21 protein-coding genes are annotated in these 22,198 nt (G+C 57.2%); 6 read left to right on the top strand and 15 right to left on the bottom strand.

Annotated elements, in window-relative coordinates; all coding sequences use genetic code 11:
- Positions 1-12: 12 nt before the first annotated feature.
- Together JJO78_RS00635 and JJO78_RS00630 are read right to left on the bottom strand one after the other, a co-directional pair.
- Positions 13-321 carry a hypothetical protein gene (locus JJO78_RS00635; protein ID WP_273622653.1) on the bottom strand — a complete coding sequence of 103 codons (309 nt, stop codon included), beginning with the start codon at positions 319-321 and terminating at the stop codon, positions 13-15.
- Between the two features lie 51 nt (positions 322-372).
- Positions 373-1,053: a 4'-phosphopantetheinyl transferase family protein gene (locus tag JJO78_RS00630; protein ID WP_273622652.1), complete on the bottom strand. Its 681-nt coding sequence runs from the start codon at positions 1,051-1,053 to the stop codon at positions 373-375.
- A 580-nt stretch (positions 1,054-1,633) separates the two neighbouring features.
- On the opposite strand from JJO78_RS00630, the gene JJO78_RS00625 reads away from it, so the two are divergent.
- On the top strand, positions 1,634-1,831 hold the full coding sequence (locus JJO78_RS00625) for a hypothetical protein (RefSeq protein WP_273622651.1): 198 nt from the start codon (positions 1,634-1,636) through the stop codon (positions 1,829-1,831).
- A gap of 450 nt (positions 1,832-2,281) precedes the next feature.
- Here the strand turns inward: JJO78_RS00625 and JJO78_RS00620 are convergent, their stop codons facing one another.
- Entirely contained in the window at positions 2,282-3,163 is an 882-nt protein-coding gene (locus JJO78_RS00620; RefSeq protein WP_273622650.1) for a DMT family transporter, read from the bottom strand.
- A 237-nt stretch (positions 3,164-3,400) separates the two neighbouring features.
- Between JJO78_RS00620 and JJO78_RS00615 the strand changes: the two genes are divergently transcribed.
- Complete coding sequence (locus JJO78_RS00615; protein ID WP_085678433.1) at positions 3,401-4,348, top strand: LysR family transcriptional regulator; 948 nt, start codon at positions 3,401-3,403, stop codon at positions 4,346-4,348.
- A 14-nt stretch (positions 4,349-4,362) separates the two neighbouring features.
- Here the strand turns inward: JJO78_RS00615 and JJO78_RS00610 are convergent, their stop codons facing one another.
- The 7 genes from JJO78_RS00610 to JJO78_RS00580 all read right to left on the bottom strand — a co-directional run bounded on the left by JJO78_RS00610 (position 4,363) and on the right by JJO78_RS00580 (position 12,727).
- Positions 4,363-5,289 carry a branched-chain amino acid ABC transporter permease gene (locus JJO78_RS00610; protein ID WP_036211493.1) on the bottom strand — a complete coding sequence of 309 codons (927 nt, stop codon included), beginning with the start codon at positions 5,287-5,289 and terminating at the stop codon, positions 4,363-4,365.
- 4 nt (positions 5,290-5,293) lie between these two features.
- A complete protein-coding gene (locus JJO78_RS00605) occupies positions 5,294-6,184 on the bottom strand; it encodes a branched-chain amino acid ABC transporter permease (RefSeq protein WP_036211490.1) in 891 nt (296 codons plus the stop codon).
- Positions 6,185-6,229: 45 nt separating this feature from the next.
- Positions 6,230-7,447 (bottom strand): ABC transporter substrate-binding protein, encoded by a 1,218-nt coding sequence (locus JJO78_RS00600; RefSeq protein WP_091643082.1) that lies wholly within the window; start codon positions 7,445-7,447, stop codon positions 6,230-6,232.
- Positions 7,448-7,478: 31 nt separating this feature from the next.
- Positions 7,479-8,198, bottom strand: a complete 720-nt coding sequence (locus JJO78_RS00595) for an ABC transporter ATP-binding protein (protein WP_041332967.1) — start codon at positions 8,196-8,198, stop codon at positions 7,479-7,481.
- Positions 8,188-8,976, bottom strand: coding sequence for an ABC transporter ATP-binding protein (locus tag JJO78_RS00590; protein ID WP_007155128.1), 789 nt, complete (start codon positions 8,974-8,976; stop codon positions 8,188-8,190). The genes JJO78_RS00595 and JJO78_RS00590 overlap by 11 nt, the downstream gene beginning before the upstream one ends.
- Before the next feature lie 216 nt (positions 8,977-9,192).
- Positions 9,193-11,700 carry an acyl-CoA dehydrogenase gene (locus JJO78_RS00585; RefSeq protein ID WP_041332969.1) on the bottom strand — a complete coding sequence of 836 codons (2,508 nt, stop codon included), beginning with the start codon at positions 11,698-11,700 and terminating at the stop codon, positions 9,193-9,195.
- A gap of 139 nt (positions 11,701-11,839) precedes the next feature.
- The gene (locus JJO78_RS00580) at positions 11,840-12,727 is read right to left on the bottom strand and encodes an AEC family transporter (protein ID WP_036211478.1); all 888 of its coding nucleotides are present in this window, start codon (positions 12,725-12,727) and stop codon (positions 11,840-11,842) included.
- 205 nt (positions 12,728-12,932) lie between these two features.
- Here JJO78_RS00580 and JJO78_RS00575 point away from each other — a divergent pair, with 205 nt between their 5' ends.
- Positions 12,933-14,105, top strand: a complete 1,173-nt coding sequence (locus JJO78_RS00575) for a MalY/PatB family protein (RefSeq protein ID WP_091643090.1) — start codon at positions 12,933-12,935, stop codon at positions 14,103-14,105.
- Between the two features lie 5 nt (positions 14,106-14,110).
- Here the strand turns inward: JJO78_RS00575 and JJO78_RS00570 are convergent, their stop codons facing one another.
- Both JJO78_RS00570 and JJO78_RS00565 read right to left on the bottom strand, forming a co-directional pair.
- Positions 14,111-14,650 (bottom strand): carbohydrate-binding protein, encoded by a 540-nt coding sequence (locus tag JJO78_RS00570; RefSeq protein WP_228209977.1) that lies wholly within the window; start codon positions 14,648-14,650, stop codon positions 14,111-14,113.
- Between the two features lie 47 nt (positions 14,651-14,697).
- Positions 14,698-15,621, bottom strand: a complete 924-nt coding sequence (locus tag JJO78_RS00565; protein WP_036211473.1) for a DMT family transporter — start codon at positions 15,619-15,621, stop codon at positions 14,698-14,700.
- 293 nt (positions 15,622-15,914) lie between these two features.
- On the opposite strand from JJO78_RS00565, the gene JJO78_RS00560 reads away from it, so the two are divergent.
- Complete coding sequence (locus JJO78_RS00560; protein ID WP_177190635.1) at positions 15,915-16,517, top strand: PEP-CTERM sorting domain-containing protein; 603 nt, start codon at positions 15,915-15,917, stop codon at positions 16,515-16,517.
- Positions 16,518-16,585: 68 nt separating this feature from the next.
- On the opposite strand, the gene JJO78_RS00555 is transcribed toward JJO78_RS00560, so the two are convergent.
- The gene (locus tag JJO78_RS00555) at positions 16,586-18,049 is read right to left on the bottom strand and encodes a succinylglutamate desuccinylase/aspartoacylase domain-containing protein (protein ID WP_091643097.1); all 1,464 of its coding nucleotides are present in this window, start codon (positions 18,047-18,049) and stop codon (positions 16,586-16,588) included.
- Positions 18,050-18,270: 221 nt separating this feature from the next.
- Here JJO78_RS00555 and JJO78_RS00550 point away from each other — a divergent pair, with 221 nt between their 5' ends.
- The gene (locus tag JJO78_RS00550) at positions 18,271-18,429 is read left to right on the top strand and encodes a YqaE/Pmp3 family membrane protein (RefSeq protein WP_007155136.1); all 159 of its coding nucleotides are present in this window, start codon (positions 18,271-18,273) and stop codon (positions 18,427-18,429) included.
- A 42-nt stretch (positions 18,430-18,471) separates the two neighbouring features.
- Here JJO78_RS00550 and JJO78_RS00545 read toward each other — a convergent pair whose 3' ends face one another.
- Positions 18,472-20,109 carry an MBL fold metallo-hydrolase gene (locus tag JJO78_RS00545; RefSeq protein WP_091643100.1) on the bottom strand — a complete coding sequence of 546 codons (1,638 nt, stop codon included), beginning with the start codon at positions 20,107-20,109 and terminating at the stop codon, positions 18,472-18,474.
- 288 nt (positions 20,110-20,397) lie between these two features.
- Between JJO78_RS00545 and JJO78_RS00540 the strand changes: the two genes are divergently transcribed.
- A complete protein-coding gene (locus JJO78_RS00540) occupies positions 20,398-20,826 on the top strand; it encodes a thioesterase family protein (protein WP_036211464.1) in 429 nt (142 codons plus the stop codon).
- A gap of 3 nt (positions 20,827-20,829) precedes the next feature.
- Here the strand turns inward: JJO78_RS00540 and JJO78_RS00535 are convergent, their stop codons facing one another.
- Complete coding sequence (locus JJO78_RS00535) at positions 20,830-22,104, bottom strand: MATE family efflux transporter (protein ID WP_051947109.1); 1,275 nt, start codon at positions 22,102-22,104, stop codon at positions 20,830-20,832.
- Positions 22,105-22,198: the final 94 nt, after the last annotated feature.

Here is a 22,198-nt window from a genome sequence, read left to right as displayed (position 1 = left end):
GAATGGTTATCCTCATTTCTCCAAGACCTTTTTGATGGCCTCGATCAGGGAACTTACTGCTTCGTCTACTGTGCCGAAGCCACCCGGTGTAATCCATTCTTCAGGGTCAAGCTTTATTTTTAGCTCGTTCTCGGCTATCGGGTTTAGCTGAACAACTGCTTTAGAATCTACGCTCGCCGCGCCTCCGCTAAAAATGTCATCGTCGGCGTCGGGATCATCTAGACCTTCCTCACCCTCCAATATGCTCTCAAGCTCATTAGTAAATAGTTCTTTGAGCTCTTCTAGATTGGAGAGAAACTTTTCCAGCGTTACTTTGGCCATGAAAACTCCCGGTTTGTTTTCCAAACATATTGGTATCAATGTGTTCGAAAATCAAACCATTTTTATTGCGGAGAGCACAATCCTTCGATGTACAATAGCTCGCCCATGCAGGGTTACCCCTCTAAAGTGGCAAGCTACTGCGAAGCCTTTGTTGCTATCTTCGGAAAACGTCACAAGAATTTCACGCAATGGAATGTTGGCGCTGTCCATGCCAGAGGACGATAAGCATTTAAAGGCAGCTTCCTTACATGAAAAGAGAATGTTTGCTTTCCAGTCGAAGCTAGGGGAATCTTCAAGCTCGCCTTCGTTTATGAAGTTCTTCCATACTGACTCTGTTAGAGGCTGGTTAAACTCAAGATCCAGCCCAACTGAGGCAAGGGCTTCACTTTTAGCGACGATAGCGCCGCATACTCCTTGTTTGTGAGTGATTGACCCGCAGTAGCCGTCAGGCCATATAGGCATTCCGTCATATCCTCTTAAAACTGGTTGAGAAGGACATCCTAGAGCTGCGAGCAAGAAGCGGCTAAGTGTTCGTCCTGCTACAAACTCTCTACACCTTGCAGTAGACATACCAGACAACAGTTTTTCTTCGGTTTGGTAAAGGTTGTCTTGGAAGTCTTTAACCAACGATAGATGACTGCAAGCACCATTGGGTAGCAAGGCGCTTAGCCAGCCATTTAGGTGATACAAGGGCTTTTCTTTGGGCAGGGTAATGGGTGAGTGTTTGCTCATTACCTAGAGTGTAACGAATTTTGGTTGATAGGGAGTGGGTATTTGGACATCGAGGACGCCTATGAAACCGTGAATGGACTTGCCCCAATACGGATGACACATAAGACCCTCAAAATGAGCCCTTCGTGCACGGATCTGAATGCTCGCTTTGCGACCGTCCCGCATCCCACGCGACACCAAAACAAAAGCGGACACTGAGCCGGAAGGCTCTCCGATGACTTTTGGTCCCCGCGCTGGCTACCGGAGATCAACCACAAGTGTCGCAAAACTGTTTGCGTCCGGTGATCCCATCTTGAGCTCTGTGCTGCAAACGTCTCTCTTGTTTCCACTTACTGCACCGGGGTAAGTCCACAGACTTTTTAAAAACGTCTGTGATAACGAGGTAGAAGCCCCTGCAGCCCCCGCCAGTCGCGCTCAAGCAGCCCGTTGAATTAATAGAGATGAGTGACAGCTCGAACCCCCGCTGGGAAATCGAAGCGTCATTGTCTCGAAACGCTAAATAAGTCTGGAAACACGTTTTCGAAGTCACTTCGAGAAGTGTTGTCCAACAAGAAAAGCGCAAATTTAACGAGGAAAATCTATGAGCCGACACGAACTGATAACCAGCACACCGAAAGCACTGAAACAACTTGCGGGCGGATTGTCCGTGGCAAACAAAGCAGCTGCCTGCTTCGACATATCCGGAACCATAACGACAGGCATTTACTGCGTTGCTGTCACCTGCCTATTGCTTGCCAGGGGGATAGAAACCGCCAACATGCGCGGTTGGATTCGCTGAAACTTGGGGCGCAAGCCCCAGAGACCCTTGCATTTTTGAAAGCTGAGAGACAATTCAGTGTAAATGAACAAGGATGCGCATCGCATGAATTCTCGACACGCCAGCGGATAGCCAGAAACCCTAAAGCACTGATGGACTACAAGGTAAGGGGCAAGCTACCTCGCGAATTCAGGTCCGAGTCTGAACCGATACCCTAGTTATCAGCGTTGGGTTCTACACCGTTACTGCGGACATTCCTAAAAAGAGGCTGAATTTCTCCGAGGAAGGGTGTTGGTCTCTCCGCCTGAACGTCCGCTTTGCGACCGTAGCTTCAGTTCCGTATCTCGGCCAATCAAACTTTGGAACACCGCATTCAGTTTCGTTTGACCTACGAAGCTGAGGAGTAACCGCAGAATTAGGTCCATCAGATGGGCGCAGGTTACTCCTTGGTATCTCTATGGACTGAACGCGTCAACTATTCACCGGCTGAGGCTGCAATACCCGGCGACTCCGATGACGCGAACGCAACCCCACCATGATAAGTGGCACCACAATCATGGCACTGCCCACGGCGAACCAAAGGTCGGGCATTTCATTGAAACCTATCCATCCAATTAGCACCGCCCAGATCAGGCCGGTGTATTCGGCGCTGGTCACCTGGTTGGCATCCACCTGCTGGTAGGCCAGCAACACGGTGATGTTGTAGCCCAGAATAAACAGGGCAGATCCAAGTGCACTGATAAGTATGGAGCTGTCCCAGGCGGCGCCTTCCCATAAGGCCAGTGCGCCGGCAGCCGGGATGATCAGCGCGTAATTCAGGAACAGCTTGTGAACGGTGGACTGCTGCTTCGGCAGTTTACGAACCATGACGGCGTTGATGGCCAGTGCAAAGGCGGAGGCCAGTGCGGCGATGGCCGCCCAGTTGAATTCTACTGGCCGCAGGATGACGACGATGCCGCCAAATCCGCTGAAGACGGCAAAGACGCTCAGCGGGGTCAGCTTTTCCCGGAACAGGATGACGGACAGCACCATGACCAGGATGGGGGCGGCGTAGAACACGGCGTTGGCGGTGGCCAGCGGGAGATTGCCGAGGGCAACAACCATGCACAGGATGCCAGCCAGGTGTATGTGGGCCCGCATGGCGTGGACCTTGATGCCGGAAAACAGGTGTTTCCGGCTGAGTTGGCCGGCCAGGGGCAGTAGCAGCAACAGGGTGATGACGCAGCGCAGGAAGGCAAACTGGAATACGGGGGCGCCGGGTTCCAGCAGTTTGATGAACACATCGCTGATCAATGCCATGGCGTTGCCGATCACCAGCAGAAGGATTGCACTGTTTACGGTTTTGCCTGACATGATTTCGGCTCCTCTTGGTTTTGCTCCGACATCGGAGTTGTCGCCCTGCACACCACCCTTTCCAAAACACGCTCCTTCGGCACATCCATGTGACGCTTGGACTCCGCCATCCATGGCTCCGTACAGTTTTGGAAAGGGTGGTGTGCAGGGCTCCCTGAATCTTGTGGTGGTGAGTCTAGTGGTGTATTACTATCCGATAAAATGATCTTTAATCACTTATCATTAGAAATTTAGATAATGAAGCTTCCACCTCTCAAAGCCCTACCCGTCTTCGAAGCCGTTGCCCGGCTGAACAGCTTTTCGCTGGCGGCGGAGGAGCTGGCGGTCAGTCAAAGTGCGGTCAGTCACCAGATCAAGCAGTTGGAAACCTATCTCGGTGAGAAACTGTTCTGGCGCAGTGGCCGCACTCTGACGTTGACCGACGAAGGCCGGCAGTATCTGGATGGCGTGGGGTCGGCGTTGTTGCAGATTGAACGGGTGAGTGAGCAGTTGCTGGGCCATGAGGAGTCGCGGTTACGGTTGTCGGTGTTCAGTTCATTTGCGGTGCGCTGGCTGGTGCCGCGGTTGCCGGATTTGCAGCGGGAGTATCCGCAACTGGATCTTTCCCTGGAGATGAGCAGTGAGAACCCGGTGCTGTCCGACCGGGTGGCGGACTGTTTTATCACCATCAAGCCGTCTTCCGCGGCATTCAGTTATGAGTTGCTGTATACCGAGCGGCTGTTTCCGGTGTGCAGCCAGGATTACTGGCAGCGCATCCGTCGGGAACTGGGGCGGGATTCAGAGGTTGAGGGAAGGGATGAGCCAGAGTTGTCGTCGGAGGAGGTGAGTCGCTTCCCACTGTTGTCCACCCACAGCATTTTCGACAAGGCGGCCGGTGACTGGGAAGCCTGGTATCGGGCGGTGGATCAGAAGATCCCCGGTACGGCGCGGATACAGCACTTCAGCCACATGTTGCTGGCTCTGGAGGCGGCCCGTTTTCATCAGGGCATCGCGCTGACCAACGATTACATGCTGAGCACACGACTGGATTCCGGCGATTTTGTCCGTTTGCCCAGTCACTCGGTGATGACGGGCGACAAGTTCTATTTCGCCTGGAAAACCAGCCGTCGGCGGGAGCGTGGGCTGCAGGTGTTGCGTCGCTGGCTGGTGGATGAGGCTATCCGCGGCGGCTTGCGGGGCGAGTAACAAGCCCCGGCGGCCTATTTATCCGCTTTCTTCTTCAGCAGCCGATGCTGTATTTCACCGACGATACCGCGGCGGAATACCATCACGCAGACGACGAACACAGTCCCCAGGATCACCTGTACCCAGGAGCCGAATGCCGACAGTTCGTGGCTGAGTGCACCGACGGTAATCGCGCCCAGTACTGGCCCGAAGATGGTGCCAAGGCCTCCCACCAGTGTCATCAGGATGACTTCGCCCGAGGTTTGCCAGTGCGCATTGGTCAGTGCGGCAAACTGGAATATCACGGCTTTTGTGGCGCCGGCGGTACCCGCGAGTGTGGCGGAAATGATAAACGCCAGTAGCTTGAAATGGTCGACGTCGTACCCGAGTGAGAGTGCTCTGGATTCGTTTTCCCGGATGGCCTGGAGGACTTCGCCAAAGGGCGAGTTGATGGTTCGGTGGATAATGGCGAAACCAATCAGGAACACCGCAAACACAAAGTAGTACATGGCGATTTCGTTGTTGAGGCTGATGAAGCCGAAGAGTTCGCCACGGGGAATGCCCTGGAGACCGTTTTCACCTCCGGTGAACGGCATCTGAAGCGCCAGAAAGTAGATGATCTGCGCCAGCGCCAGAGTCACCATGGCAAAGTAGATGCCCTGTCGGCGGATGGCGAGGAAGCCGAATATCGTGCCGAGAATCAACGCAAACCCGGTGCCGGCAAGAATGCCGAATATCGGCCCGAATCCCCACTCTTTGGTCACATAACCGGTAATGTACGCGGCACCGCCGAAGAACGCGGCGTGCCCGAACGACAACAGGCCGGCGTAGCCGAGCAGCAGGTTGAAGGCGCAGGCGAAGAGCGCGAAGCACAGCAGGTCCATCACAAAGACCGGGTAGGCATAGAAGGGCGCGCCAAGGCCGGCGACCAGCATGATGATAAACAGAACGCGGTTGATCATGGCCTTACTTCTCCTTACCGAATAAGCCCGCAGGGCGGAACAACAGCACCAGCACCATCAGGAAGAAGATCACGGTGCTGGCCGCTGGCGGGTAAAACACTTTGGTAAGGCCCTCAATCAAGCCCAGCGCAAGCCCGGATAGAATGGCGCCCATAATCGAGCCCATGCCGCCGATCACCACCACGGCAAACACGACGATGATCAGGTCCGCCCCCATTAACGGGCTGACCGAATAGATTGGCGCGGCCAGTACACCTGCCAGGCCGGCGAGGCCGGCCCCGAAGGCGAAGGTGAGGGTGATCATCAGTGGCACATTCAGGCCAAATGCCTGGGTCAGGTCCGGGTTCTCGACACCGGCCCGTAGCCGTGAACCCAGTTTGGTGTGTTCGATGACGTACCAGGTGGCAAAACAGACCACCAGGGAGAAAATGATGGCGAACAGCCGGTAGGTGGGGAAGTACATGAACCCGAGGTTTACCACGCCACTGAGACTTTCCGGTTGCCCCGGATAGGGTGTGCCGGAAACGTTGAAGTAGTTGGCAAACAGGCCCTGCAGGATCAGCGTGATACCGAACGTCAGCAGCAGGCCATAGATGTGGTCAAGGTCATAGAGACGCTTGAGCATGAAGCGTTCAATGGTCACCCCCAGAATACCGACGATCACGGGCGCCACCAGCAGTGACGCCCAGAATCCGATCTGAAGGCTGATACCGAACCACTGCTCCAGCAGAGAGTAGCCAATCAGTGCGATAAAGGCACCCAGCATGTACATGGCACCGTGGGCAAAGTTGATGATATTCAGCAGCCCGAATATCACCGCGAGCCCGAGACTCAACATGGCGTAGAACACACCCACATTCAGCCCAAGCAGCGCCTGGGCCAGTATGACCTGCATCGACACGTTGGCTATCTCCCCTGAAGCAGTGGTTAATCGGTGTGGTTAGTTAACCAGCGAACACTTGGTGTCTTCCAGCGAGATGTAGGCCTGATCCGCAGGGATCTTCGAGACTACCCGCAGCAGGTCCCATTCCTCACTGGCTTCGTCCGGCTTCTTCACTTCCACCAGATACATGTCGTGGAGCATGGAGCCGTTGGGCAGAATCTTGCCCCCTTTCACGAACATGTCGTTAAGGGTCATGTCGCCCAGTTCGGCACGCACGGTATCGCTGTCGTCAGAACCGGTGGCTTTGACTGCTTTCAGGTAATTGGTGACCGCCGAGTAAACGCCGGCATGAACCATGGTGGGCATGGCGTTGTGGCGTTCATAGAAGCGGCGGGACCAGGCTTCGGTCTCGTCGTTCTGGTTCCACACGAAGGCCGTGGTGAACTGCAGGCCCTGGGCAATGTCTAGCCCCATGCTGTGGACGTCGGTGATGAATACCAGCATGCCGGCCAGTTTCTGTCCGCCCTGCACGATGCGGAACTGGTTGGCCTGTTTGATGGCGTTCACTGTGTCCTGGCCGGCATTGGCCAGGCCAATGACATCGGCTCCGGAAGACTGGGCCTGGAGCAGGTAGGAGGAGAAATCGTTGGTGGACAGTGGCGCATTGACGTTACCGACCACCTCGCCACCGAGACTTTCCACCACGGCGCCGGTGTTGTCCCGCAAAGAGTGGCCGAAGGCGTAATCGGCGGTAATGAAGAACCAGCTTTCACCGCCGTTCTTGACCATCGCCGTAGCAGTGCCAACCGGCAACGCGTGGGTGTCGTAGACGTAGTGAATACCGTAAGGCGTGCACTGTTCTTCTGTCAGTGCGGTGGTGCCGGCGCCGGTGTTCATGGTGATGATTTTCTTGTCGTTGGCCAGGCCCTGAACGGACAAGGCAACGGAGGAGTTGTCGAGGGCGGTGATCATGTCCACCTCTTCCGCATCGATCCATTCCCGGGCGGTACTGGCGCCGATATCCGGCTTGTTCTGGTGATCCGCGGAAATGATCTCAATGGGTTTGCCCATCACCGAACCGCCAAAATCCTCGATCGCCATTTTGGCGGCAGTCACCGCGCCCGGCCCTTCGAGGGCCTTGTAAACGCCGGACATGTCACTGAGGACACCGATTTTTACTTTGCCGTCGGTCAATTCGGCCGCTGCCGTGAGGGGCATTGCCAGGGTAGCCGCTGCCACGGCGCCTGCCAGTCCAGATTTCCAGTGCTTGAACATGGTGGGATTCCTTTTGTTATTAGATTCGGGTTCAGACACTCAGGTGCCTGTTCAACTGCTCTTTCTTGGCCTCGAGATCGGCCGCTTCTATCTGCTCAACCACTCGTCCGTGCTCAATCACATAGTGTCGGTCGGCCAGCGGAGCGGCAAAGCGGAAGTTCTGCTCAACCAGAATGATGGTGAATCCCCGGTCACGCAGTTTGCGGATGACATCATCCAGGGATTTGAGGATAACCGGCGCAAGCCCTTCGGTGATCTCGTCCAGTAACAGGAGATTGGCGCCGGTACGAAGGATGCGGGCAATGGCCAGCATCTGTTGCTCGCCCCCGGAGAGCTTGGAGCCCTGGCTTTTGCGGCGCTCTTCAAGATTCGGGAACATTTTGTAGATCTCGTCCGCGGACATCCCGCCATCGGCCACCACGGGGGGCAGCTCCAGGTTCTCGTCCACGTTGAGAGACGCAAAAATCCCCCGCTCCTCGGGGCAATACCCCAGCTTGCCAACGTGGGCAATGCGGTGGGTGGGCATGTTGATGATTTCGGTGCCGTGGATCTTGATGGAGCCGGTGCGTTTGCTGACCAGCCCCAGAATCGACTTGAGCGTGGTCGTGCGTCCGGACCCGTTGCGGCCAAGCAGGGTAATTACCTCGCCTTCCCGCAGAGTCAGATCGAGGCCATGGAGAATGTGGGATTCGCCGTACCAGGCGTGAAGATTCTCGATTTTGAGCATTTCCGGGCGTTGATCAGGCTGCATCGGTGGTTCCCATGTAGGCTTCCATGACGGCGGGGTTGGTCGATACCGTGTCGTAGTTGCCTTCAGCCAACACCTCCCCGCGGTTCAGGACGGTGATGGTGTCGGCCAGCGTGGACACCACATTGAGGTTGTGCTCAACCATCACGATGGTTCTGCCATCCACCACCTTGCGAATCAGCTCGGTGACCGTGCCTACGTCCTCTGAACTCATGCCCTGGGTGGGTTCATCAAGCAGCATGAGCCTGGGTTTGAGTGCAATGGTGGTGGCAATCTCCAGCGCCCGCTTCTGTCCGTAGGCGAGTTCCACCGCCTTGGTATCGGCAAAGGGCCCCAGGCCGACCTGTTCCAGGGTGGCCTGCGCTTCTTCATTCAGTTGATCAAGAATTCGTACCGGCCGCCAGAAGTGATAGGAAATGCCCAGCTTGCGTTGCAGGGCGACCCGAACGTTTTCGCGGGCAGACAGGTGGGGAAATACCGCCGAAATCTGAAAAGAGCGAATCAGACCCTGCTGGGCAATACCCGCGGGGCGCGCGTTGGTAATGTCTTTGCCAGCGTAGATAATCTGCCCGGCGCTGGGCTTGAGGAATTTGGTCAACAGGTTGAAAAACGTCGTTTTCCCGGCCCCGTTCGGGCCTATCAACGCATGTATGGAGCCTGTCTTGACGTTGATGCTGACGTCACTGATGGCGGTAAAGCCTTTGAAATCCTTGGTCAGGTTCCTGGTTTCAAGGATGGTTGAGGATGGTTGTGTCTGCTCGCCTACAGCCTGCTCTTCCACGGAAAGACACCCCTTTCAATTCAGGTGAGCGGCGCTGATGCCGCGTGTTTTTATTCGTTGTTGTGACAGCTGGTTTCTTGAAAGGTCGCAAATACAGCTATTTGAACCGACATTCAGTAATAGTTGGCGAATGTGGATTCTGTCAAGAATGGGCGAGGGGAACAGTGGGGGAGACACGCCCCGTTCAGGGCGTGCCTTTAGTGGTTATTCCAGTGGTTATTCTTCGTCCCGTGGCGGGCGTTCGACCACTTTGCGCTTACCTTTGGCACACCGGGACAGGGCTTTCAGCCCGTCGGCTTCGAAGGCATCCACGCGGATGACATCGTAGAGTGCTTCCAGTGCCTCAAGAAGTTTGTCGCATTCGTCTTTCTGAACAACGCCCTGCTCGCAGGCCCAGTCCACCAGTTCCTTACGCTGGTGCCCCATCAGCAGGTCGATACCGCCCAGCTCGTCTTCATCCCGATTGCGCAGGGCTTCATGCAGGCGATCGCGCATGTCCTTGGTTTCATTGGCCAGCCGGTACGCGTTCAGTACACGGCCCAAAGGGTCGTCCGGATCGGTATTGATGTAACTGCCACGGCTGATGCGCTGGCGTAGCGGCGTATCGTTCACAATGCTGGCGGCCACCTCCGTGCCCAGGGCGTCGTCCGGGCCGTTGAGGCCGGTGGCGCCCAGAGGGAACACCAGCATCCGCAGCGGCCAGCGCAACAGCGGAACCGGGAAGTTGATGATCAGCTCGCGCATGGATGTCTTGAGGTCGCGCAGACTGGTCTGAAGGCACCATTCCACCAGCGGCCGCTGGTCTTCCGGATAGCCTTCCTCGTGCCATTGCTTGATCACCGCCGTGGCGTAATACAGGTGTACAAGGCAGTCCGCCATCCGCCCGGACAGGCGCTGACGTGCCTTGAGGCCGCCACCAACCGTCAGCAGGGTGACGTCGGTCATCAGGGCAAACGCGGCCGAGAACCGGGCAAGCTGGCGATAGCTGGACTGGATGTTACCCTGGCGGGGCACGGTTTCCAGCAAGCCGCCGCTCAGTGCCAGCACTAACGAGCGTAACGCGTTGCGGGTGGTGTGGGCGATATGGCGGTAGAAGATGCCGTCGAACTTCTCGACCGCCGCCTTTTTATCGTCCATGCCCGCTGCTTCGATTTCTTCAACAATAAACGGGTGACAACGGATGGCACCCTGGCCGAACACCATCAGGCTGCGGGTCAGGATGTTTGCGCCTTCCACCGTGATGCCGATGGGGACCGCCTGGTACGCCCTGGCCAGGAAGTTGCGGGGGCCGGTAATAACACCGCGGCCGGCAACCACGTCCATGGCATGGTTGATCACCGTGCGCATCAGGTCGGTATTGCGGTACTTGAGCACCGCTGACGGCACGGAGGGGCGTACGCCCCGGTCCAGCATGCCGGATGTCAGTAATCGGGCAGCATCCATCATGTAGGTGTAGCCGGCGATGGGCTCCAGCGCTTCCTGAACCCCCTCAAACTGGCTGATGGAGCGGCCGAACTGTTCCCGGGTCAGGGCATAGGAACCTGTGGCCATGCTGGCCACTTTGCCAGCGCCGGTACCCAGTGCGGGCAGGGAGATGGAACGGCCGATGGACAGGCATTCCAGCAGCATTTTCCAGCCTTTTCCCAACATGTCCTGGCCGCCAATCACCTGATCCATGGGGATAAACACGTCGTTGCCCCAGGTCGGACCGTTCATGAACACGGTATTCATTGGCAGGTGACGGGCGCCGGAGTGAACCCCTTCAAGGTCCTGTGGAACCATCACGCAGGTAACGCCGATGTCGTCGGAGTCGCCCAGTAGTTTGTCCGGGTCGTAGACCTTGATGGCCAGGCCAATCAGCGTCGCCACCGGTGCCAGTGTGATGTAGCGCTTGTTCCAGGTGACTTTCAGGCCCAGTACTTCCTCGCCATTCCACTGGCCCTTACAGACGATGCCCTTGTCCGGAATAGCTCCGGCGTCAGAACCGGCGACCGGCGACGTCAGTGCAAAGCAGGGGATTTCCTCGCCGCCGGCCAGCCGGGGCAGGTAATGTTCTTTCTGGGCATCGGTGCCGTATTCCATCAGCAGCTCGCCCGGGCCAAGCGAGTTGGGCACCATGACGGTCACAGCGGCGGATACGCTGCGGGTGGAAATCTTCATCACGATCTCGGAGTGGGCGGTGTGGGAAAAGCCCTTGCCGCCCTGTTCCTTGGGAATCATCAACCCGAAGAAGCCATTCTCGCGAATGAACTTCCAGACCTTGTTGGGCAGGTCGTACTCTTCGTGGGTGATTTTCCAGTCATCCAGCATGCCGCAAAGCTTCTCGACCGGCCCGTCGAGGAACGCCTGTTCTTCGCTGGAGAGGTGGGCCGGTTTGGCATCGAGCAGTTTCGACCACTTGGGTTGCCCGGAGAAAAGCTCGCCATCCCAGTCTACAGTGCCCGAGCGCAGGGCCTCGGCCTCGGTATCCGAGAGCTTCGGGAGCCGACCGCGCACCCAGTTCAGCAACGGAGCGCTGAACTTCTCGCGCCGCAGGTCACCTGGCAACACCAGTACCAGGCTGAGGGCAAGCAGCCCGCCACCAAACAGTATACTGAGGATGTGCCAGCCATCCTGAAACAGCCCGACGACCGTTGCAATCACAAGCACGGTGGCGGCAGTGGTGCCGCCGATGCCAAGATAGATCAGTACCAGCGCACTGATCAGTAGAAGCAGAACACTCATGGGCGGATCTCCATATCGAGAAGAAATTCAACCTGAATCGTTCTTACCTTCGGCCAAAGCCAGAGAGGTTGCAAGCGCTTGCGTTAGTGATCTTGACGCATCGGCGAGGATTCCGACATTGATCGTTATCTGAAGCGGTTCATACATAGCCGGCTGTAAAGACCAGGCCCAGCACAATCGGCATCACCACAAGGCTTCCGAGGTTACTCATAAGCACCAGTGAGGCTACTTTATGAGGTTCCTGTTGATACTGCTCCGCCAGCATGTAGTTCAACACAGCAGAGGGCATGGCGGCGAAGACCCACAAAGCAGCTATCTGCAGGCCCGGCAGATCCAGAATCGCTATCATTGGCCAGGCAAGAATCAACCCGGATGCAGGCGCGGAAATAGCGCCCAGAACCCCGAGTTTCCAGTCGCTGAAATCCACATCCAGCATGCGAACACCAAGCGTAAAGAGCATGAGCGGGATACACACTCCGCCTAGCATGTTCAGGGTTTCCAGCAGCCATTGTGGCATGGGTACGCCACCGAAGTTGACGGTAAGGCCGGCGATGCTTGCCGCAATAACGGGTATGCGAAGCCGTCTGATGATCGACGTGTGCGGGTCCAGCATGTAGATGCCCACCGTAAAGTGCAGCAGCATTTCCACGACAAATAGGACAACGGCCGCGGGCAGGGCTGCCTCGCCGAACGCAAATACCAGTACGGGAATGCCCATGTTGCCGGAATTGTTGAACATCATCGGCGGCAGGAAGGTTTTAAGGTTCAGGTTCAGAATCCTGGCCAGCGGATAGAGCACGATGCCGGAACCCAGAACGACCACCGTTGCCGCCAGAGCCAGGCTGGTGTAATCCTGCAGCGGAGCCTGTTGATCAGCCAGAACCGCGAACACCAGCATGGGGACGAACAGCTCCATATTGAGGGTGTTCAAGCCTTTGATGTCTGGAGTGCGATATCGGCCGTAAAGGGCACCACAACCGGCGATCAGAAAGACCGGCAACATCGTGGACAGGATCTGGGCAAGCATTCAGGGGCTCCGAGGGTCGATCAGGGTAAGCAAATAACTCGTTAGGTTCGCAATTATACCGGGTTCCAGGCAAGTAAAACCTGTGCCCTTGCGACCAAAGATAACCCCTTCTATAAGCTGGGGAAGCAGCGCCCAACTTGCACGGATTGTAACGACTGCCACAGAATAACCTTGCCTAACTCACCATCCTAGCGGAGAGCCACTTGTGCCTGAGACCTTTGACCAGCCTGTTGAGCGGGAAAACACCTGTTCCGTAAAATTTGACGCCCGCAAAGCGGTATTCGGCAAAGATGACGTTATCCCCCTATGGGTGGCGGATATGGACTTTCCAGCGCCGGAAGCGGTGACCAGGGCTCTGGAAGAACGGGCAAGGCACCCGGTATACGGTTATACACTGTTTCCGGAGAGCCTGTACCAGTCGGTGATTGACTGGTTTGAACATCGGCATGGCTGGGTCATTGAGCGGGAATGGCTAATGATGGCCCCGGGGGTGGTGCCTTCGCTGCACGCGGCGGCACTGGCGTTTGCTGGCGAAGGTGAAGGGGTGATAATACAGCCTCCGGTTTACCCGCCTTTCTTCAGTGCCATTCGGAAAACCGGTCGTGCGGTGATTGAAAACCCGCTGGAACAGGTGGATGGCCGTTATCAGATGAATCTCGAACACCTTGAGGCCTGTGCAGCGCGGGGCGATGCCAGAGTGTTGCTGCTGTGCTCGCCCCATAACCCGGTGGGAAGGGTGTGGGGCGAAAGCGAGCTCAGGGAGGTATTGGCCATTGCCAGGCGCCACAACCTGGTGGTGCTGTCGGATGAGATTCATTGCGACCTCACCTATCCGGACAAGCCTGCCCATCATGTACTGGCGAAACTGGCCGATGAGGAACAGGCCCTGATTACCACCGTAGCGCCCAGTAAATCCTTCAATATGCCCGGTCTGGGCTTGTCGGCGCTGGTGGTGAGGAATCCAGAGCATCGGAAGTTATTGAAAGACGTGTTCGACACCATGCACATGAACCAGTGCAATCCCTTCAGTATCGCCGGCTTCGAGGCCGGGTATCGCCAGGGTGGCCCGTGGCTGGACGAACTCATGATCTACCTGCAAGGCAATCGTGACAGGGTGATGGACTACATCCGCCAACACCTGCCTGACATCCGGGTAACGGAGCCGGAGGGCACCTACTTGTTGTGGCTGGACTGCCGGGGCCTGGGCATGAGCGACGCGGAACTGAAACGGTTCTTTGTGCAGGAAGCGGGTATTGGCATGAACCCGGGCATCACCTTTGGTGAGCCCGGCAGCGGGTTCATGCGTATGAATATTGGTTGCCCGCGCCGGGTTCTGGACACGGCCCTGGAGCAGATCCGGCAGGCGCTGAATAAATAACCGGATCAGTCGGCGTTTTCAGCGCCGTTACTGCAGGGATCGTCTACCGGCTGCCAGTGAGGCGGCTGGCTCATGCCTGGCATCTGGCCGTTGCTGGGGCGGATGGCGCGGTAAGTCTGCCCTTCATGGATGGCCATCTGGCCCACGGTATAGCTGCCGCCAAAGCTCCATCGCCCGGGTTCTTTGCAGGCCTGTGGGCGCTCGTTGGAGGCTTTTACAGGCGGTTGGCCGGCGTCGGTCGGTGCCTGTGGCTGACGGTTCAGCCCACCTTCCGATTTGCGCTCAGCGACGTTGCTGTCATCACGACCGACGCCGCAATCAGGCACAGACGCCAGTCTTTCCCATTCGAAATCCGCACCGGGTGTTTTACCCTCGTGGAGTTCGCGGGACTGGTACCAGTCACCCTGGTGAAAGACCGCCTGTCCCGGTGGGTAATAGCGGCTCGGTATCCAGGTATTTTCCTCAGGATCGCAGGGGGCAGCGACCGCTGGGGTGTTGAAAGCCGCCAGTATCAGTACGCCGGCCCATCTGAAGCGCCTTGTCATGCCATTGACCATGAATGCCTGCCTTGTCGATATTTGTTGTTGGGTGCTCAACGGTATTTGCGGCGAAGTTCGGTGGTTCGGGTGGCCAGGAACAGTCCGGCCAGAATCAGAAGGCCGCCAATAACATGGAACAGGCCCAGGCGTTCCCCGAGGAAAATGCCCGCCATCACCGACGCAAATACAGGGGTGAGGTACATGAAGATGGCCGCTTTTGCAGGACCAATCCGATGCACCCCATGATTCCAGAACGCGTAAGCCAGAATACCGGGGAAGATTGCAAAATACATCATGGGCAGCGCGGTTGATGCGTTCAGCTCGAATCCACCTGAGAAGAACAGTAGGTCCACCAGGAAAAACGGCAAGATCACCATAGTGCCGCAGGCGATCTGGACGGTCAGAAAGGTCAGCGGTGGCAATGGTACCGCTTGGCGGCGAAGCAGTACTGAGAACAAGCCCCAACTGGATACCGCCAGTACCATGATCAGATCACCGGGTTGCGCCCGCAAACCGGTCAGTACCGAGAGGTCCCCCCGCGCCACAACCGCCAGGATGCCCAGTACCGCCAGCCCGATTCCGAGAGCCTGAATGGGGCGTGTGCGATCTCCCAACAGTAACCAGGCCAGTAACGCCACCATGATGGGTATGGTGGCGTTAATCAGCGCGATGTTGGTGGCCGTGGTGGTCACCGCGGCAAAATAAAGCAGCGAGTTGAACGCCGCCACACTGAACGTGGCGAGTGCCAGTATCGACAGTGCGTGTTCGCGGATGACCCGGCGCTGGCGCCAGACCCCCGGCAGCCCGAAGGGCAGGAGTATCGTCAGGGCAATCACCCAGCGCCAGAACGACATGGACAGGGGAGGAATCTCGCCAACCACACTTTTGGCCACCACGGCGTTGCCCGCCCAGAACAACGGGGTCAGGACCAGGCCGGTGTAGGCCAGCCATAGTGGTTTCGGGGTTTCTGAGGGCACACCGACTCCTGTCAGGGTTTTTGGGTTTCTGATCTGGTTCGGAAGCCCGAAGGATACTACGCCCTGCGAGCTAATGCCTTGTTACCAAAGTGGTAGTGGAGATATTGGTTGATCGTATCCGGCTGGTGACTGTCTGATTGGGTGTCAGGATTTCTTACAAGCCCGCTGCTGGATAAATGCAGGATTCAATATAGATTCTTGTTTTAGATTGGAAATTCAGATGTTGGTATAGCAGGTGCCTGTATGGCGGGGCAGTAAAACGAATGAAATGTGGGATAACCCAGGGAGCAGCTATGCGACATCTTAAACTCACCATTGCACTACTGATTTCCATGTGCCTGCCGGCCATGGCAAGCGCGGCAATGATTTCTGCCAGCTATCAGGTCAACCTGAATGATTCAGACCCCGGACTGGTTGTTGATTCTGCAGACTATGCAGCCAACCCGTTTTCTTTTGATCTGAATGCCGGTGAAAGTACGACCTTTAATCTGTTCAAAATCTGGACGACTGAAGGCACGGTCAACAGCGATGACAAAGTCGCCAAACCGATTTCCGTCGATTTCAACTTCACAGCACCGGAACTGATGAGTGGCTCTGTCAACGGGAACACCTCCGGAGATTCCGTACTCTTTGGCCTTTACCAGGAAGGTGTGCTGTCCTGGAACGGTTCGCTTGACCTGGTGTTTGGCGCATTGGGCGATGGTCTGCTTCGTGTGTCCCTCCTCGACACCACTTTTAACGAAGGCATCTTTGGGCTGGGCAGCTACGGCTCCAAGGTTAAGGCGAAGATTGAACTGATTTCTGAAGCCAGCGAAGTACCAGAGCCTGGAACTCTGGCCATCCTGAGCCTCGGTCTTCTCGGTATGGGGCTGCGTGCCCGCCGCCGTTCAGCCTGAACGGTTGCGTTTAGTATCCTGACAGTTGAACGATAAAATCGGGTCAGAGCTTGCTCTGACCCGATTTTTTATTCTCCCGGCACTTCCGCTTCTGTGCCGACGTGATAGGCCGCAAAACCGGCCATGACCACCTGATCCACCGCCATGCCGATAATTCGGCCGCTGCTGCGGGCGCGGATGGGATGCTGGGCGTTGGTGATGGGATCCGAAACATAACCCAGGATTTCACCTTCAGAAACCTTGGCCCCCAGCTTGGTTTCGCTGAACAGAATGCCGCCGTGTTCGGCCCGTATCCACTCGGAATCGTAATAGACGGGTTCGGGGTCTCCCCAGACGAACATCCTTGAGATCATGCCTTCCTTGTCCATCAGACTGGTCAGGCTGTTCACCCCGGCCTTGATCTGGTGCTCCTGGATTCGCAGTGATTCACCGGCCTCCATGGTGACGGACCGGATACCGGCTTCGACAGCGGCGTGACGAAGCATGCCGGTGGTGCCTGTACTGTGGACGACTGCCATGCGGTCAAATCCACGGGTGAGTTCCGCCACTTCCGGGTTATTCATGTCCGCACGCAGTTGGGGCAGGTTGGTGCGCTTGAGAGACCCGGTGTGGATATCCACCAACATGTCGCAATGACGGATTACGTTCTCGAACAGCGAGTGGGCAATCCGGTCCGCCAGGCTGCCATCGGTGCTGCCGGGGAAGTGACGATTGAGGTCACGGCGGTCGGGCAGGTAGCGGCTGCCTTGCTGGAAACCCGGCAGGTTGACGATGGGAATGCCGATCACCCGGCCGGAGAGCTTGTCTGGCTCCAGGTCGTACATGGTGCGGCGGATGATCTCGATGCCGTTGAGTTCATCACCGTGAACGGCACCGGTCAGGCATAGGTTAGGGCCGGGTTTGGCGCCATTGACCACCAGAACCGGTGTTGGTTGCGACAGGCCGGCAATCTGGATGGCAGGGGACCAGGCCAGGCGAGTCGACGTTCCGGGCAGAACCTCGGCACCGAGCATTTTCAGGCTGGTGGCCTTTTCGGGTTCCGTCACCTCAGCAGACTCTTCCACGCCGTTATCATCGGTCGCCGTTGCGGGGTCTGCGCCCTGGGCAGTGGGTTTGGGCTGATCCGCCGTTGCGTCGGGCTTCGAAGGTTCGGGCTCCGAAGTCTTCGACTCCGCTGGTTCAGCGGGCTTTGGAGGCGGCGCCACCTCCTTTAAATCAACATTGGGGGCCACTTCTTCCACGGCCGGTTCTGCCATGGAATCTGGTGTTTTATCCTGTGAGGCGAGCTCCTCATCGGATTTCTGAGTGGTGTCTGCTTTACCGCTATTCTTTTTCGGTTCAGACGAGCGCAAGGGTTCCGAATGCTCGACATCCTCAACACTCTCGTCCTCGGCAAGCTCCGCGACGAGCATCTCCGTGTTATCGGAGTCATCGGACTTGTTTGCGTAGACGGCAGGGATTGCGACCAGGCTGCCAGTCAGGGTAAACATCAGGCCAGCGCGAAACAGATGTGTCAGCCAGCGATACAGCATAATTCCTCTCGAGTCTTCAGCCAGTTTGAGGCTCGTTGTCCGATCTGTGAAAACGGTACAAGGATAGAGACCCCATTGTTTCATGAATACGGCTGTGACAAAGGTTTAATGCCACTTTCATGAACTCATTGTGTAATTCCGCAAAATGACCTATTCAAAGAGGTTACAGGATGCGGATTGCAGTTCTGTATCCGTTATACGTTCGATGGAGGATAAACTGTATGGATCTTTTGCGAGTTCTGGTTGCGATTTTGTTACCGCCGTTGGGCGTCTTTTTACAGGTGGGGATTGGCAAGCACTTCTGGATCAACATCCTGTTGACGATTCTCGGTTACATTCCCGGTATCGTGCACGCCGTCTGGATCATCGCGAAAAAATAGGCCGCCCCTGAGCAGGAACCAAGTGTCTGTGAGGGGCGGGCTTCAAATGTCGGGAGTGGTGCGCCAGATGTCGCCTTCTCGCGCAGCCCGGCCATCTGCCTCCAGTTTTAGCAGGTGCGCCAGCGCGGAGCGGGCGGCGACGCCATGGATCGCCGCTGGAACATCGTCATAGGCCTTTGCGGTCAGATCTTTCAGGCTGGCCGGGGCGAGGCTTTTCAGCACCCTGACAACCTTGTGCTCCCGTGCCAGACGATGCGTGATGAGATAATCGATCACCGATTCGGGGCGTGCCATCAGGAAACCGTGGGCAGGCGCTATGTAACGCACGGACTCGGCCAGCAGGTCGTACAGCGACTCCAGGTAGGCCTTCATGTCACCGTCTGGCGGATTAATGACCACGGTGGAGCCCTGCATGATGTGGTCTCCGGAAAACAGCAGCTCTTGTTCCAGGAGCAGATAGCAAAGATGGTTGGAGGCATGCCCCGGGGTGTAAAGGGCTTTCAGGGTGCCAGCCTCGGTGACGATCAGGTCACCATTCACCGGCTCTACATCCGGCGAAAACGTCTGGTCCTGGGCCGGGCCTTCGGGAGCCGGCTGGCCGTAAACGCGACAGCCGGTTCTTGCCTTCAGTGCCACTGTTGCCGGCGAGTGGTCCTGGTGGGTATGAGTGACCACCACTTGATCAATCGCTCCACCAGTGAGTTCCAGAATGCGCTCAATATGCGTTGCGTCGTCCGGGCCGGGGTCCAGTACCGTAAACCGTTTGTGGCCAAGCACATAGGTGTTGGTGCCGGGGCCGGTCATCATTCCCGGGTTTGGCGCTGTCAGGCGAATCACACCGGCCGCCACCTCCACCGGTTTCCCGGGAACAATGTCCGCGTGTGTAGAGCCTGCACCCTCCGGGTCCAGCTTGACCGCTTCATCATAGGCGGGTGCCCCCGGCTCCAGCATCGTGGTCCTGTCTTTCTTGACCACCGGCCAAGGCTTGTTGGGATAGGGTTCCGGCGGATTAGCGTGGACATAGCGCATGAGGGCTTCCGTGGTGCCGAACTCCGCCAGTATCCGCAGCGTCCCAATGGTTGGTAACCCTAGCAGGCGGCGGCCACTGCGATGATCTTCCAGGGCTTCCGCCGGGCTCAGCCATACGTGGTCAATGGTTTCATTGCCGTCATGACTTGCCCGTTGCCCTTCCGGTGCCACTGCAATGAAGAAGCGGGTATCAAAGCGCCGGGGAGGTCCCGGCGGTGTCACCCAGTGCCCGAGGTAGCCCAGACGGTCCAGGGGAATGGTGAGGTTATAGCGATGGCACAGTTCCGCCAGGGTTAACTCACCTTTAAACAGAGCTTCGCGGTCGCTGTGAATGGGATGGTCCTGAGTCAGCGCAGCCCCTTTTTCATCAACGGCTAACAGAATGCCGGCTTCCTCAAAACACTCCCGGACAGCCGCAAGCATGTAGTCGGCGCCACCTTCATCCATAGCCATTGTCTGGCTGATTTCAGTGTCAGCCCGCCCGATTGCGTGGGCCCGCCCATTGTTTTCCTGATCGTCGACAGAACCACCGGGAAAGACAAAATAGCCCGGCATGAATACCGCGTCCCAGGTTCGTTGCAGCAACAGTATTTTCGGACCTTCGTCGGTGTCTTTGGTCAAAACCAGCGTAGCAGCAGGGCGAATATCCATGGAGTGTCCGTTGTTTTCACATAGTGGTGCGCGCCAGATTCCTGAGCGGGGATCGGGATGGCCTTTTCAAAACTGTGCGGAGCCATGGATGGCGGAGCCCAAGCGTCACATGGATGTGCTTGAGCGTGTTTTGAAAAGGCCATCCCTATCCCTGCGACTCTAAAGCCAGACGCGCCGAAAATAACTCCCAAGATAACCAATGTGCGGTCTGCTGTCTCGGGGTGTCGGCATGGTTACAACCAAGTATCATTGGGTTTACAGAAAATCCCCCCACACAGGAACGCCGACTTGGCTCGCATCAAGCTCTCTTTTCCGGATAACGCCTTTTATTTTGAAACCAAGATGCCGGTTCGGATCACCGATATCAATGGAGCCAACCATCTGGGAAACGATGCGTTAATCTCCATGCTGTCTGAAGCCAGGGCACAATTCCTGGTGAACTATGGTGTCGAGGAAGCCGACAAAAACGGCGTGGGTATTATCGTGACCGACCTGGCAACGATGTACCAATCGGAATCGTTCTTTCCGGAGATGCTCCGCTTTGAAGTGGGGCTGATGGACTTCAACAAATACGGCGGGGATTTCGTATTCCGCGTAACCAAGGCGGAGAGCGGTCAACCCGTGGCCCTGGCCAAGTACGGTTTCGTGTTCTTCAATTACCAGCGCAAATCGGTTGTGCCGATGCCAGAGAGTTTCCGCGCACGCTTCGGCGATTAGTATTTAGTCCTGGAGTGCCAGCTTTCGGATGCCTTGCCGGTAGAACAGGTAGGCCATGACACCTGCCATCAGATTGCCAACCAGCGCACCGCTCATCAGGCCGTTGATACCGCCGAGCTGTGAGCCGAGCCAAAGCAGTGGCAGAAAGCAGAGGAATAACCGCAGGACCGACACCAGCAGCGCCCGCATGGCAAGCCCCAGCGCATTGCACACCGACACCATCAGCATGCAGATGCCCAGGCCGGTATAGCTCAGCGGCACCCGAACCAGATAACTGCCCAACACATCGCTGACGGCGCGATCGCTGGTAAACAGCTCTGAGACCACTCCTGACGCTAAAAGCCAGATCAACCCAATGGCCAGTTGCCACACCACCACAAAACGAACCGCCAATCGCACGAGAACGCGAATCCGCGCAAGCTCACCGGCCCCAAGCATGCGGCCAATCATGGGCGGCATCGACATGGTCAGTGCCAGCACCACTACAATGGAGAAGAACTCGAGGCGAGTGCCCAGGCCCCAGGCCGCGACGGCGGCGGAGCCAAAGCCAGCCACCATGGCGGTCGCGAACATGGCCGAGGCTGGCGGCATCAGCTGGCTGACCATGGCCGGCGCCATGATGCCATTCAGTTGTTTCAGTGCCTTGCCGAGGGCCAGCTGGGAAAGGTCGAAGCGTATCCAGCCAGAGCGCAGCAGTTTGGGGTAGATAAACAGGCAACCGATACCGAAGGCGGTCACGGTTGCCAGGGCAGCGCCTTGCAGGCCCCACCCGAAAACGAAGATGTACAACGGGTCCAGGGCGATGTTTGCCACGCTGGTGGCGACCATCATATAGCCAGGGAGTTTGGTGTCGCCGTGGGAGCGGCACACGCTGTAGCCAAAGTAGAGCATGGCGCCGGTCCAGGCGGAGAGCAGCCAGGGTATCCAGTAGCTGCGGATCAGCGGCAGTAGGCTCTGTTCGGCACCCAGGCCAGCCATGATTTGGGTTTGCAGCAGCCAGAGGGCGATACACAGGATAATCACCAGAGTGGCGCCCACGGTGACGACGAGACCGCCCAGGCGTTCAGCACGGAGTTGGTCGCCGGCGCCTAGCGTTCTGGAGATGATGGCGGTGGTGGCGATGCCAAGGCCCACCTGCAGGCCGATGATGAGCTGCTGCATGGGCAGTGTGAAGCCCAGTGCGGCCAGTGGGTCGCGGCCGAGTTGGCCAATAAAGGCGCTGTCGACGAGTTGGAAGGTCATCAGTGACAGTACGCCGAAGAGCATGGGCCAGGTCATGGTGAACAACTGGCGCGGCAGGCTGGCTTGTGGGGTGGCGTTCGTCACGTTGGTGGCTTCTGTTCCAGGTGTTTGCTCGGTGGGCGATTCTAGC

The organism is Marinobacter sp. DS40M6, assembly GCF_028581595.1.
In the GTDB taxonomy this organism is placed as follows: Bacteria; Pseudomonadota; Gammaproteobacteria; order Pseudomonadales; family Oleiphilaceae; genus Marinobacter; species Marinobacter salarius.
Note: the sequence above shows the minus strand (reverse complement) of the source record. Positions and strands in the feature narration are given on the sequence as shown.

Bases quoted from the DNA above. Each gene is read 5' to 3' on its own strand.
- JJO78_RS00635 (WP_273622653.1), bottom strand. From the start codon at position 321: ATGGCCAAAGTAACGCTGGAAAAGTTTCTCTCCAATCTAGAAGAGCTC.
- JJO78_RS00630 (WP_273622652.1), bottom strand. From the start codon at position 1,053: ATGAGCAAACACTCACCCATTACCCTGCCCAAAGAAAAGCCCTTGTAT.
- JJO78_RS00625 (WP_273622651.1), top strand. From the start codon at position 1,634: ATGAGCCGACACGAACTGATAACCAGCACACCGAAAGCACTGAAACAA.
- JJO78_RS00620 (WP_273622650.1), bottom strand. From the start codon at position 3,163: ATGTCAGGCAAAACCGTAAACAGTGCAATCCTTCTGCTGGTGATCGGC.
- JJO78_RS00615 (WP_085678433.1), top strand. From the start codon at position 3,401: ATGAAGCTTCCACCTCTCAAAGCCCTACCCGTCTTCGAAGCCGTTGCC.
- JJO78_RS00610 (WP_036211493.1), bottom strand. From the start codon at position 5,289: ATGATCAACCGCGTTCTGTTTATCATCATGCTGGTCGCCGGCCTTGGC.
- JJO78_RS00605 (WP_036211490.1), bottom strand. From the start codon at position 6,184: ATGCAGGTCATACTGGCCCAGGCGCTGCTTGGGCTGAATGTGGGTGTG.
- JJO78_RS00600 (WP_091643082.1), bottom strand. From the start codon at position 7,447: ATGTTCAAGCACTGGAAATCTGGACTGGCAGGCGCCGTGGCAGCGGCT.
- JJO78_RS00595 (WP_041332967.1), bottom strand. From the start codon at position 8,198: ATGCAGCCTGATCAACGCCCGGAAATGCTCAAAATCGAGAATCTTCAC.
- JJO78_RS00585 (WP_041332969.1), bottom strand. From the start codon at position 11,700: ATGAGTGTTCTGCTTCTACTGATCAGTGCGCTGGTACTGATCTATCTT.
- JJO78_RS00580 (WP_036211478.1), bottom strand. From the start codon at position 12,727: ATGCTTGCCCAGATCCTGTCCACGATGTTGCCGGTCTTTCTGATCGCC.
- JJO78_RS00570 (WP_228209977.1), bottom strand. From the start codon at position 14,650: ATGACAAGGCGCTTCAGATGGGCCGGCGTACTGATACTGGCGGCTTTC.
- JJO78_RS00560 (WP_177190635.1), top strand. From the start codon at position 15,915: ATGCGACATCTTAAACTCACCATTGCACTACTGATTTCCATGTGCCTG.
- JJO78_RS00555 (WP_091643097.1), bottom strand. From the start codon at position 18,049: ATGCTGTATCGCTGGCTGACACATCTGTTTCGCGCTGGCCTGATGTTT.
- JJO78_RS00550 (WP_007155136.1), top strand. From the start codon at position 18,271: ATGGATCTTTTGCGAGTTCTGGTTGCGATTTTGTTACCGCCGTTGGGC.
- JJO78_RS00545 (WP_091643100.1), bottom strand. From the start codon at position 20,109: ATGGATATTCGCCCTGCTGCTACGCTGGTTTTGACCAAAGACACCGAC.
- JJO78_RS00535 (WP_051947109.1), bottom strand. From the start codon at position 22,104: ATGACCTGGCCCATGCTCTTCGGCGTACTGTCACTGATGACCTTCCAA.